This is a genomic window from Pseudomonas sp. SDO5591_S426 (assembly GCF_054070755.1).
In genome coordinates this window covers 1-12,310 of sequence record NZ_JBSVXD010000170.1, presented here as the reverse complement: position 1 = coordinate 12,310, position 12,310 = coordinate 1, and the positions used below count along the sequence as shown (strand labels likewise).

The following is a 12,310-nucleotide window of genomic DNA, read 5'->3' as shown; positions in this document are numbered from 1 at the left end:
TACGCCGCTGCTTCTGTAGGAGCTGTCGAGTGAAACGAGGCTGCGATCTCTTCCAGGCACCACCCGTTTATGTCATTTGTTAGGGTGCCGTTTCTAATTTTTCTCCCTACTTTGTGCCAGTGCCCGACACTTTCGCGGGCAGTTCCTCAAACCTTCTGCGCGTGAGGTGGACCATGGCCAAAGTGATTCTGAAGAAAAAAATCGACGCATCGACCAGTGCTCTGGGCGACGTCAAATCCTATGCCCGCAAAGTCTGGCTGGCAGGCCTGGGCGCCTACGCCAAGGTCGGGCAAGAGGGCAGCGAGTACTTTCAAGAGTTGGTAAAAGCTGGTCAAACTGTTGAAAAGAAAGGCAAAAAAGTAGTCGCTGAGAAACTCGAAGCGGCGAATGCCGAGATCGACGAAGCCAAGAACGAAGTGAGCACTTTCAAGGGCAAGGTCGAGCTTCAACTCGACAAGGTCGAGAAGGCGTTCGACACGCGTGTCGCAAGTGCCTTGAATCGTATCGGCATTCCGTCTAAACATGACGTTGAGACACTCTCTGCTAAGCTCGATGAGCTGACGGCATTGCTCGAACGTGTCGCGCGTAAATCTTAAGGAGAACGGGATGGCTGTTAAAAAGAACACCGAGAAAGAAGGCAGCTCGTGGATCGGGAAGGTCGAAGACTACTCCCGGAAAATCTGGCTGGCTGGTTTAGGCGTGTACTCGAAGATCGACACTGACGGCAGCAAACTCTTCGATGCATTGGTCAAGGACGGCGAGAAAGCCGAGAAGCTCACCAAGAGCGCCGTTGGCAAGAAAGTCGACGCCGCCAAGGACTCCGCTTCTTCGGCCAAGTCGCGCATCAGCGGCGTGAAAGATCGCGCAATGGGCAAGTGGGATGAGCTCGAAGGTGCTTTCGACAAGCGTCTGAACAGCGCCATTTCGCGTCTGGGCGTACCGAGCCGCAATGAAGTAAAAGCATTGCACAGCAAGGTCGATACCCTGACCAAGCAAATCGAAAAACTGACCGGTGCCAAGGTTGCGCCTGTTGCGGCGAAAACCGCAGCGGCTAAACCGGCTGCCAAACCGGCCGCAAAAACTGCGGCTAAACCACTGGTAAAAGCGGCAGCCAAACCTGCTGCTAAACCAGCCGCCAAAACTGCCGCAGCGAAACCTGCTGCAGCCAAGGCAGCAGCTAAACCGGTTGCAGCTAAAGCCGCCGCCAAACCGGCAGCTAAGCCAGCTGCCAAACCTGCTGCAAAAACCGCCGCAGCAAAACCTGCCGCCAAGCCAGCGGCAAAACCTGCTGCTGCGAAGAAGCCAGCGGTGAAAAAACCGGCCGCTCCAAAAGCCGCCGCGAAGCCAGCAGTGGCAGCTGCAAAGCCGGCAGCCCCGGCAGCAGCACCGGTGAGCGCATCGAACTCCGCGACCGCGCCGACCCCTGCTGTCACCCCGACTGTCGCGCCGGCTCCATCGACGCCAACCAGTCAGTCCTGATTTTTCAGGGCTCAAGAAAACGCCCGGCCTGCCAAGGTCGGGCGTTTTTGTTTGTGCACGGTTTAATGCGTTCCCTGTAGGAGCCGAGCAAGCTCGGCTCCTACAGGGGTTACTCGTGATCTTCCAGATACTGCATCGCCATCTGCTCGGTCGCAGCCTTGATCGGCAGCAGCAGATGCGGCGCCACCAGCATCATGATCTGGTACACCACCAGGCGCACCTCACCCTCACGGTCGAGAATCCGCTGATAGTCCAGCGAGAACAGCAGCGTCATGGTGATCTGCTCCACCAGTTGCCCCAGCGCTTGCGTATCGCTGACCAATAACCCCTGCGCCTGCAATCTCGCCAACAACGAGGCCAGCGTGCGCTTGAGGGCATTGAGCAGGTTGCGGATGCCCTTGGCCAGTTTCGGCAAGCGTCCGGCCAGGTTCGACAGGTCCTGGAACAGAAACCGGTAGTGGGCCAGGCGTTCAACGATCAGGTGCAGGAACAGCCAGTAATCTTCAGGTGCCAGTTCGACGTCGGCCGGTGGATCGAGCAACGGGGCCAGCTCAGCCTGAAAGCGTTCGAACAGCCCGAGTATCAGCGGTTCCTTGCCGTGGAAGTGGTAGTAGAGGTTGCCCGGGCTGATCCCCATTTCGTTGGCAACTTCCATGGTGGAGACATTCGGTTCGCCCTTCTGATTGAACAACTGCAGGGCACATTCGAGGATGCGGTCGCGGGTTTTCATCCAGTCTTCTTAGTGATCGAGTCATGCCACGGCCGGCAGCGGCCGTGGGTCGTTTGAGCGTCAGCGCACACGCACGTAAGTACCGGGCGCTGCCTCCATCGGTGGATAGTTCTGGTTGCCGAGGGTCATCAGGGTTTCCTTCTGCGCGCCCGAGCGTTCCTGAATCCAGCTCAGCCATTGCGTCCACCAACTGCCGTCGACCTGTTTGGCGTCGTAATACCAGGCGCGTGGGTCGCTACTCAGTTTTGCACCTTCCACGTAGTTGGCTTTCGGGTTGCTCGGCGGATTGAGAATGCTCTGCACGTGCCCGCTGTTGGACAGCACGAAGCGCCGCTCGCCACCCAGCAGCAGCGTCGAGCGATACACCGCATCCCATGGCGTGATGTGATCGTTGATGCCGGCGACGCTGAAGCTGTCGACGGTGACCTTCTGTAAGTCGATGGGTGTGCCACACACTTCGAGGCCGCCCGGATGGCTCAGCGGGTTGTGCTTGAAGAAGTCCAGCAGGTCGCCATGCAGGGCGGCCGGCAGACGCGTGTTGTCGTTGTTCCAGTAAAGGATGTCGAACGCGGGCGGCTCCTTGCCCAGCAGGTAGTTGTTGACAAAGTAGCTCCAGATCAAATCGTTGGGGCGCATCCAGGCGAAGACCTTGGCCATGTCGCGGCCGTCCAGCACGCCCTTCTGATAGGAGCGACGCTTGGCGGCTTCCAGGGTCTGTTCGTCGGCGAAGAGGGTAGCCGGCGAATCCAGTTGGCTGTCGAGCAGGCTCACGAGGTAGGTCGCGCTGGAGACGCGGCGCAGTTGTCGCTTGGCTTGCAGGTGACCCTGCAGCGCGGCGATGGTCAGGCCGCCGGCGCAGGCGCCCATCAGGTTGACCTCGCGCGCGCCGGTGATCGCCCGGCAGACGTTCAAGGCTTCTTCCACCGCTTCGACGTAGGTCGACAGGCCCCATTCGCGGTGGCGCACATCCGGGTTGCGCCAGCTGATCATGAAGGTTTGCAGGCCATTCTTGAGCGCGAACTGAACGAAGCTGTTGTGCGGGCTCAGGTCGAAAATGTAGTACTTGTTGATCTGTGGCGGCACCACCAGCAGCGGTTTGGAATACTGCCTCTCGCTCATCGGCTTGTACTGGATCAGCTCCAGCAGTTCGTTGCGAAACACCACCGCACCGGTGGTGGTGGCGACGGTCTTGCCGACCTCGAATGCCTGTTTGGTGACTTGCCGGGGCAGGCCATCGTTGTGCAGCAGGTCGTCCACCAGATGGCTGATCCCGCGCACCAGGCTGTTGCCGCCGGAGTTGAAGATTTCCTTGATCGCCAGCGGATTGAGCAAACTGTTGGACGGCGACACGGCATCGTTGAGCAAGGCGAACGCAAAGTGCGCGCGAGCGCGATCGTCCGGGCTCATGTTGCTGTCGTCGATCCAGCTTTTGATCTGCTTCTGCCAGCTCAGGTAGGCCTGCAGGCTACGACGATAAAACGGGTTGAGGGCCCACGCCGGGTCGGCGAAACGACTGTCTTGCGGATTGGTCGGGTGCAGGGTGTCACCCAGCAGCACGCGACCCAATTGGCCGCCCAGTTTCAAGGCGTGTTTAGCGGTGTGCACGGGGTTGCGCAGGCCATGGGCGGCAACGCTGCGCAAAGTCGAAATCAGATCCCGGCCGCGCAGGCCGGTAATCGCACTTTGTGCGTTGATGAACGCGGCGGGAGTGGGTAGTGACTCCCTCGCTGGTTTATCGCGCATGACTCAACACTCCTTCGTCTTCAGGCCAAAAACAAACTCACCGAACCAGAACACCATAGACGCTGTAACGGGTTGTTGCGCGGCGCGGCATCCTGCCCACCCCTTTTTACCTATACAAAAACCGGGCCGGTCAGCCGCCCTGTGGTGCCGGATGCGGATGCATCACCGCACGCTGCCGTTCTTCTTCGAGGAATTTCATGATGATCGGCGCCACCGCTTCGGCGCGGGTGATCAGGAACAGGTGCCCGTCATCGATGATGTGCAACTGGGCGTTGGGAATCCGCCAGGCCAGCAGGCGCATGTTGACCAGCGGGATCAGCGGATCGTCATCGCCGGCCAGCACCAGGGTTGGCTGGTTGATCTTGTGCAGCCAGTGAATGCTGGTCCAGCCGAGGCCGGCGAACAGTTGCCAGTAGTAACCGAGCTTGCCCGCCGAACGCACCTTGGCCGCGTGGCTGGCGGCCAGCGTCGGGTCGCGACGGAACGAACCGCCATAGATCATCGGCGCAATGCGGATCACGTGTGACGGCTGGATGTAGCGTCTGGGACTGGCCATCATCCACAGCACTTTCGGCTTGCCCGGCACCATCACCGCACCCGCCGCCGTGGCTGCCAGGACAAGCTTCTTGCAGCGTTCCGGATAGTCATAAGCGAACTGCTGGGCAAGCGCGCCGCCCCAGGACACGCCGATCACATTGACCTGCCCGTAATCGAGGTAGTCGAGCATGCGTGCCGTGAGTTTCGCCAGGCCTGGAAAACGATACGGACGATTCGGCGTCGACGAACCGCCGACACCGGGCACGTCGAAGGCGATGACTTCCAGATCCGGGTCCAGCGCCGCGACAAACGGAAACACCAACTCAAGGTTGGCGCCGATGCCGTTGAAAATCAGCAAGGGCGTCAAGTGAGGCTTGCCGGGGCGCACCGCCGTGCGGAGGGTCTGGCCATCCAGGTCGACGGTGCGGAATATGAACGGTTGCGGCATGCTCAAGCCCTGTTTATGAATTCATCCCCGATCCTTGTAGGAGCCGAGCTTGCTCGCGATGGCGGTGGTACAGCCAACATTGATGTCGACTGACCTGCCGCCATCGCGAGCAAGTTCGGCTCCTACAAGGGCGCGAGGTGTGTCAGTTACCGCTCATGTACATACGTGCCCGGCGCTGCTTCGCCCGCCGGATATGCCTTGTTGCCCAGTTTCGCCGGGGCCTTTTTCAGCTCGCCGGAACGCTGTGCCTGCCAGGCCTGCCAGTGCAGCCACCAGGAATCGGTGTGCTTGGTGGAGTTCTCTTGCCACTCCTCGGCACTGGTCGCCATTTTTTCAGTGCTGGTCATGTAACGGGATTTCGGGTTGCCCGGCGGGTTCAGGATGCTCTGGATATGCCCGCTGCTGGACAGCACGAATTCAACGTTGCCACCGAACAGTTGCGCCGACTTGTAGCAGGACTTCCACGGGGTGATGTGGTCGTTGGTGCCGGCCAGGGAAAAGATGTCGGCAGTCACCTGCTTGAGGTCAATCGGCGTGCCGCACACTTCCAGTGCATTCGAGCGGATCAGTGGATTGTTTTTGAACATCTCGATCAGATCGCCGTGGAACGCTGCCGGCAGTCGTGTGGTGTCGTTGTTCCAGAACAGGATGTCGAACACCGGCGGCTCGTTGCCCAGCAGGTAGTTGTTGACCCAGTAGTTCCAGATCAGGTCGTTGGGGCGCATCCAGGCGAAGACTTTCGCCATATCGCGGCCTTCCAGCACGCCGGCCTGGTACGAATGACGCTTGGCGGTCTCAAGGGTCTGCTCGTCGACGAACAGGGCTACGTCGCTGTCCAGGGTGGTGTCCAGCACGCTCACCAGCAGGGTGAGGGCATTGACCTTGTTCTCGCCGATCGCGGCGTAGTGGCCCAGCAGCGCGGTGCAGGTGATGCCGCCGGAGCAGGCGCCGAGCATGTTCAGGTCTTTGCTGCCGGTGATGGCGGTGACTACGTCGACCGCTTCCTTGAGCGCCTCGATGTAGGTCGACAGGCCCCACTCGCGCTGTTCCTTGGTCGGGTTGCGCCAGCTGACGATGAAGGTCTGCACATTGTTGCGCAGGCAGAACCGCGCCAGGCTCTTGTCCGGGCTCAGGTCGAAGACGTAGAACTTGTTGATCTGCGGCGGCACCACCAGCAGCGGACGCTCGTGGACCTGCTCGGTGATCGGTTTGTACTGGATCAGTTCCAGCACATCGTTGCGGAACACCACCGCGCCTTCGGTCACGCCCAGGCTCTTGCCGACCTCGAACGCGCCCATGTTGACCTGGCTCGGCATGCCGCCGTTGTGCACCATGTCCTTGGCGAGATGCGAGAGACCGTCGAGCAGGCTTTTGCCGCCGGTTTCGAAAAAGCGTTTGACTGCCGCCGGGTTGGCCGCCGTGTTGGTCGGGGCGAAGGCTTCGGTCATCAGGTTGATCACGAAGTGCCCGCGGGCGACATCCTTGGGCCCAAGGTTACTGTCGTCGATCCATTCGTGGAGTTCCTTGCGCCACGCCAGATAAGTTTGCAGATAACGTTTGTAGAGCGGGTTCTGGCTCCAGGCCGGATCCGCGAAGCGACGGTCATCGCTGGTCGGTTGCAGCTCGGATTTGCCGAACAGCACGTTCTTGAGTTCAAGGCCGAAATGCGCAACATGCTTCGCACTGTGCACCGGTTGCCTGATGGCCTGCCTGAGTACCATGCGAGCAGAAGCCAGTAGATCCTTTCCACGCAGCCCAACGACAGGATTCAGACCCAGGGTGTTTTCCGAGGCCTGATACTTCAAGTCATCGTTATTCTGTTTACTCATCTACGACGCTCCATTGTCCTGAGACGAGTACCCGGTCTTGCTGTGTAGTCACACAGCAAATGCCAGGTACTACTGCTCGGGTGACCGTTAATTCTGCATCGATGCTTTTTGTTCAGAGAGCACTGCAGGGAACTTGCCAGCTCCATTGGTTACCCGACTTTAATTTTTTTCGCAAGCAGGCCAATCGTCGACCCAGAAGCCGAGCATTCAAACAGATGGAATTAGAAAATGCCCTCTAAAGAGCAAGAAGCTCAGGCTAGAGCATCAGCTTGACGACGGATTCGTTCGGGTCGCGGGTCTTTCCGGCGGCTTTGAGCTCGGCAAGATAATCCTCCCAGAGTGCGTCATGACGTCGCCCCAGTTCGTAGAGGTATTCCCAAGTAAACAGGCCGCTGTCGTGGCCGTCGTCGAAGGTCAGTTTCAGTGCGTAGTGACCGGCCGGTTCCAGCTTGCTCAGGCCTACGTTGATCTTGCCAAATTGCAGGATGGGTTTGCCGTGGCCCTGGACCTCGGCGGAAGGAGAGTGCACGCGCAGGAATTCGGCGGGCAGGGTGTATTCCTCGCCGGACGCGTATTTGAGCGTCAGGGTTTTCGAGGCTTTGTGCAGCTTGATGTCGGTGGGGATCATGACCGGATGTCCGTCTGTAGGCGTGTGGTCAGCCCCCTGTAGGAGCACGGTTTGCCGGCGATGGCGATGTCAAGTACGCCATCGCCAGCAAGCTGTGCTCCTACAGGAGGTCACATGACCTACAGGATATAACGGGACAGGTCTTCGTTCTCCGCCAATTCACCGAGGTGGCTGTTGACGTAGTCGGCGTCGATCTGGATGACCTTGCCGTCATGGGTGCTGGCCAGGTCGCCGGCGCTGAACGACACCTCTTCAAGCAAGCGCTCAAGCAGGGTGTGCAAGCGACGGGCACCGATGTTCTCGGTTTTCTCGTTGACCTGCCAGGCGATCTCGGCGATGCGCTTGATGCCGCTTGGCTGGAATTCGATACCCAGGCCTTCGGTTTTCAACAGTGCGCAGTATTGCTCGGTGAGCGAAGCGTGCGGCTCGCTGAGAATGCGTTCGAAGTCCTGCGGCGACAGCGCCTTGAGCTCGACACGAATCGGCAGACGACCTTGCAGTTCCGGCACCAGATCGCTCGGCTTGCTCAGGTGGAAAGCACCGGAGGCGATGAACAGGATGTGGTCGGTCTTGACCATGCCCAGTTTGGTATTGACGGTGCAGCCTTCGATCAGCGGCAGCAAGTCGCGCTGCACGCCTTCGCGGGACACGTCGACGCCACCGGAATTGCCGCGCTTGGCGACCTTGTCGATTTCGTCGATGAACACGATACCGTGCTGCTCGACCGCTTCCAGTGCCTTGGCCTTCAACTCCTCATCGTTGACCAGACGGCCGGCCTCTTCGTCGCGCACCAGTTTCAGCGCTTCCTTGACCTTGAGCTTGCGGCTCTTGCGTTTGCCCTTGCCCATGTTGGCGAACAGGCTCTGCAACTGGTTGGTCATTTCTTCCATGCCCGGCGGCGCCGAGATATCGACACCGGCCATTTCGGCCACTTCGATCTCGATTTCCTTGTCGTCCAGTTGACCTTCACGCAGGCGCTTGCGGAACAGCTGACGGGTGTTGGAATCGGAGCTCGGGGCGTCGTCGTTGCTGAAGCCCATGCGGGCCGGAGGAAGCAGTGCGTCAAGGATGCGCTCTTCGGCAGCGTCTTCGGCTCGGTGGCGAACCTTGGTGATTTCCTGTTCGCGCAGCAACTTGATCGCGGCATCGGCGAGGTCACGAATGATCGATTCGACGTCGCGGCCGACGTAGCCGACTTCGGTGAACTTGGTCGCTTCGACCTTGATGAACGGCGCGTTGGCCAGTTTGGCCAGGCGACGGGCGATCTCGGTTTTACCGACACCGGTCGGGCCGATCATCAGGATGTTCTTCGGGGTTACTTCAACGCGCAGCTCTTCAGGCAGCTGCATCCGGCGCCAGCGATTGCGCAGGGCAATGGCGACGGCGCGCTTGGCATCGTCCTGGCCGATGATATGGCGATTGAGTTCGTGGACGATTTCACGGGGAGTCATGGACATAATATTTGACGGACCTTAAACAAGTGAGTCGTGGCGTGCGGCCGAAACAGACTTACTCGTCGCCTTTGGCGCAGTCCTGCTCCTCAATGGTCTGGGTGTGGTTGGTGAATACGCAGATGTCGCCGGCGATGCCGAGAGCGGTCTCGACGATTTCCCGGGCCGACAGGTCGGTTTTTTTCAGCAGCGCGCTGGCGGCAGCCTGGGCGTAGGCGCCACCGGAGCCCATGGCGATCAGGCCGTTCTCAGGCTCTACCACGTCGCCGTTGCCGGTGATGATCAGCGAGGCGTCTTTGTTGGCAACTGCCAGCATGGCTTCGAGGCGGCTCAGGGAGCGGTCGGTGCGCCATTCTTTGGCGAGTTCAACGGCGGCGCGAACCAGATGGCCCTGGTGTTTTTCCAGCTGGCCTTCGAAACGTTCGAAAAGGGTAAAGGCGTCAGCCGTGGCACCGGCAAAACCGGCGAGGACTTCGCCGTGGTACAGGCGACGGACTTTCTTGGCGTTGCCTTTCATCACGGTATTGCCGAGAGAAACCTGGCCGTCGCCGCCCATGACGACTTTGCCGTGGCGACGAACTGAAACGATGGTGGTCAAGGGAAGAGTCTCCACGCAGCGGGGCGAAAGTGCCTTATGCCCATTCATATGGGGGTGGTGGAGTGGATTTCAACTGTAGGACGGGAGAGGGGACGAGTGGTGCGAGGCGCGTAGGAGCTGCCGAAGGCTGCGATCTTTTGATCTTGCTCTTTTGGTGGTAAAGCTGAGGGCCGTGCAAACCTCGAAAAGATCGCAGCCTGCGGCAGCTCCTACAGGGGGTTGTGTTCCCTATGGGAGCTGTTTTAGCAGTTGATCAGCGGCTCTGGCGTTGTTGTAACAGCAGGTTGCTGAAGCCGGCGCCGGCCAGTTGTTTCTGTGCGGTAGTCAGTTGCTCGCGGTTGCTGAACGGCCCAACCAGAACCCGATACCACGTCTCATCCTTCACCGTGCCCGATTCCACCGCCACAGCCTGGCCGAGCAGGATGATCTGCGCCCGAACCTTGTCCGCGTCAGTCTCCTTGCGGAACGAACCGGCCTGCAGGAAGAACTTGGTCACCGGCGCCGCTTTGGTGACCGGCGGCGGTGGTGGCGGAGTGATTCCGGCCAGGGCTGCCTGGGCGCGGGCGGTATCGATCTTCGCTGCTTCCGCAGGCGTTACCGGCGTGGTCGGAATCGCCGGCACCTGTGGCGTCGGCAGGGTTTTTTCCGGCACGGCATCCGGCGGCACGATGACTTCCGATTCCGGCAACAGGGTGTAGAAGTCGTACTTCGGCTTCACCGGTTGTGTCGGGCTCGGCGGGGTCTTGTTGGCCTCGGCGATCTTGGTGGCTTTCTGTTGCTGCTCGACCTTCTCGCGTTTGACTGTGTCGCTGCCCTTGCCCGGCTCCAGTTTCATCAGGAACACGATGAATGCACCGACCGTCAGGCCGATGGCCATCCACAGCCAACCCGGGATCGGTTGCTTCGCTGGAGCTTGGTAACGGCTGGCGCCACGCTTGGGTGCAGGTTTTTTCTTGGCAGCCAACTTACATACGCTCCAGAGTTTCCAGACCCAAGAGTTCCAGGCCTTGCTTGAGAGTGCGTCCGGTCAGCGCGGCGAGGCGCAGGCGGCTCTGCATTTGTTCCGGGGTGTCGGCGGCGAGGATCGGGCAGTTCTCGTAGAAGCTGGAGAACAGGCCTGCAACGTCGTACAGGTAAGTGCAGAGGATGTGCGGCGTGCCTTTCTCGGACACATTGTTCAGCACTTCGCCGAACTGCGCGAGTTTCGCTGCCAGCTCGTGTTCATGCGGTGCTTCGAGCACGATCTGGCCTTCGACTTCGCTGAAGTCCTTGCCGAGCTTGCGGAACACACCGGCCACGCGGGTGTAGGCGTACAGCAGGTACGGCGCGGTGTTGCCTTCGAAGTTCAGCATCAGGTCGAAGTTGAAGCTGTAGTCGCTGGTGCGGTGCTTGGACAGGTCGGCGTACTTCACCGCGCCAATGCCCACGACCTTGGCGATGTTGCGCAGGTCGGCTTCGGCCAGTTCCGGGTTCTTGTCCTTCACCAGGGTGTAGGCGCGTTCCTGGGCTTCGGTCAGCAGGTCGATCAGCTTCACGGTGCCGCCATCGCGGGTCTTGAACGGACGGCCGTCGGCGCCGTTCATGGTGCCGAAGCCCATGTGTTCCATTTCCATCGGGTGCGTCACAAAGCCGGCCTTGCGCGCCACGGCGAACACTTGCTGGAAGTGCAGGGCCTGACGCTGGTCGACGAAATACAGCGCGCGATCAGCCTTCAGCGTGCCGCTGCGGTAGCGCACGGCCGCGAGGTCGGTGGTGGCATAGAGGTAACCGCCGTCGGCCTTGACGATGATCACCGGCAGCGGATCGCCATCGGCATTCTTGAACTCGTCGAGGAACACGCACTGGGCGCCATTGCTCTCGACCAGCATGCCTGCGGCTTTCAAGTCGTTGACCACGTTGATCAGGTCGTCGTTGTAGGCGCTTTCGCCCATCACGTCGGCCATGGTCAGTTTGACGTTGAGCAGTTCGTAGATCTTCTGGCAGTGCGACAGCGAGATGTCCTTGAACTTGGTCCACAGCGCCAGGCAGTCGGCATCGCCGGCCTGCAACTTGACCACCAGGCCACGGGCGCGGTCGGCGAACTCTTCGGATTCGTCGAAGCGTTGCTTGGCGGCGCGGTAGAAGTTTTCCAGGTCCGACAGCTCGTCGCTGGTGATCGGGTTTTCCTGCAGGTACGCCATCAGCATGCCGAACTGGGTGCCCCAGTCGCCGACGTGGTTCTGACGGATCACGGTGTCGCCGAGGAATTCCAGAACGCGGGCCACGCCGTCGCCGATGATGGTCGAACGCAAGTGGCCGACGTGCATTTCCTTGGCCAGGTTCGGGGCCGACAGGTCGACCACGGTGCGCTGCACCGGGCCGGCCTTGCGCACGCCGATGTTGGCATCGGCCAGCGCGGCATCCAGGCGCGAAGCCAGGGCATCGGTGTTCTGGAAGAAGTTCAAAAAGCCAGGACCGGCGATTTCGGCCTTGGAAACGTTTTCGTCAGCCGGCAGCGCGGCGATGATTTTTTCCGCCAGATCGCGTGGCTTCATGCCGGCAGGCTTGGCCAGCATCATCGCGATGTTGCTGGCGAAGTCGCCGTTCTTCTTGTCGCGGGAATTTTCCACCTGGATCGCCGGCGACAGGCCTTCAGGCAACACACCTTCGTTGACGAGTTGGGTGATGGCTTGTTGGATCAGCTGGCGAATGGTGTCTTTCATGGTCTTCTCTTTCGACCGCTGGCGCGGCGGCGCATCATGCGCTGGTGGAAAAACTGGGCATTATCCGTTGCCGAGGCGGGCTTGCCAACCTTAGCAGGCAGGTTGTGGATGTGTGGTGACAAATGCCTTCATTTGTAGGAGCAAGGCTTGCCCGCGATGGCGCCC

Annotated in this window: 11 protein-coding genes; 2 read left to right on the top strand and 9 right to left on the bottom strand. The window is 60.2% G+C overall.

Going from position 1 to position 12,310, the window contains the following annotated elements; genetic code table 11:
• Positions 1 to 173: 173 nt before the first annotated feature.
• Positions 174 to 596 carry a phasin family protein gene (locus ACW9JC_RS24255; RefSeq protein WP_338584292.1) on the top strand — a complete coding sequence of 141 codons (423 nt, stop codon included), beginning with the start codon at positions 174 to 176 and terminating at the stop codon, positions 594 to 596.
• Positions 597 to 606: 10 nt separating this feature from the next.
• Positions 607 to 1,479, top strand: coding sequence for a phasin family protein (locus tag ACW9JC_RS24250; protein WP_457458103.1), 873 nt, complete (start codon positions 607 to 609; stop codon positions 1,477 to 1,479).
• A 109-nt stretch (positions 1,480 to 1,588) separates the two neighbouring features.
• Here the strand turns inward: ACW9JC_RS24250 and ACW9JC_RS24245 are convergent, their stop codons facing one another.
• From ACW9JC_RS24245 to argS, 9 genes are all read right to left on the bottom strand, one after another.
• Positions 1,589 to 2,209 carry a TetR/AcrR family transcriptional regulator gene (locus ACW9JC_RS24245; RefSeq protein WP_457458101.1) on the bottom strand — a complete coding sequence of 207 codons (621 nt, stop codon included), beginning with the start codon at positions 2,207 to 2,209 and terminating at the stop codon, positions 1,589 to 1,591.
• 60 nt (positions 2,210 to 2,269) lie between these two features.
• Positions 2,270 to 3,952 carry a class II poly(R)-hydroxyalkanoic acid synthase gene (gene phaC / locus ACW9JC_RS24240; RefSeq protein WP_457458099.1) on the bottom strand — a complete coding sequence of 561 codons (1,683 nt, stop codon included), beginning with the start codon at positions 3,950 to 3,952 and terminating at the stop codon, positions 2,270 to 2,272.
• A 130-nt stretch (positions 3,953 to 4,082) separates the two neighbouring features.
• Positions 4,083 to 4,937 carry a poly(3-hydroxyalkanoate) depolymerase gene (gene phaZ, locus ACW9JC_RS24235; RefSeq protein ID WP_338584296.1) on the bottom strand — a complete coding sequence of 285 codons (855 nt, stop codon included), beginning with the start codon at positions 4,935 to 4,937 and terminating at the stop codon, positions 4,083 to 4,085.
• A 146-nt stretch (positions 4,938 to 5,083) separates the two neighbouring features.
• On the bottom strand, positions 5,084 to 6,766 hold the full coding sequence (gene phaC / locus ACW9JC_RS24230; protein WP_457458097.1) for a class II poly(R)-hydroxyalkanoic acid synthase: 1,683 nt from the start codon (positions 6,764 to 6,766) through the stop codon (positions 5,084 to 5,086).
• Positions 6,767 to 7,022: 256 nt separating this feature from the next.
• A complete protein-coding gene (locus tag ACW9JC_RS24225) occupies positions 7,023 to 7,394 on the bottom strand; it encodes a gamma-butyrobetaine hydroxylase-like domain-containing protein (protein ID WP_224539478.1) in 372 nt (123 codons plus the stop codon).
• Between the two features lie 119 nt (positions 7,395 to 7,513).
• Positions 7,514 to 8,851: an HslU--HslV peptidase ATPase subunit gene (gene hslU / locus ACW9JC_RS24220; protein WP_457458095.1), complete on the bottom strand. Its 1,338-nt coding sequence runs from the start codon at positions 8,849 to 8,851 to the stop codon at positions 7,514 to 7,516.
• A gap of 52 nt (positions 8,852 to 8,903) precedes the next feature.
• A complete protein-coding gene (gene hslV, locus ACW9JC_RS24215; protein WP_077045027.1) occupies positions 8,904 to 9,443 on the bottom strand; it encodes an ATP-dependent protease subunit HslV in 540 nt (179 codons plus the stop codon).
• Between the two features lie 253 nt (positions 9,444 to 9,696).
• A complete protein-coding gene (locus tag ACW9JC_RS24210) occupies positions 9,697 to 10,407 on the bottom strand; it encodes an SPOR domain-containing protein (RefSeq protein WP_338584299.1) in 711 nt (236 codons plus the stop codon).
• 1 nt (position 10,408) lies between these two features.
• Positions 10,409 to 12,145: an arginine--tRNA ligase gene (argS, locus tag ACW9JC_RS24205; RefSeq protein ID WP_416127355.1), complete on the bottom strand. Its 1,737-nt coding sequence runs from the start codon at positions 12,143 to 12,145 to the stop codon at positions 10,409 to 10,411.
• Between the last annotated feature and the right edge of the window lie 165 nt (positions 12,146 to 12,310).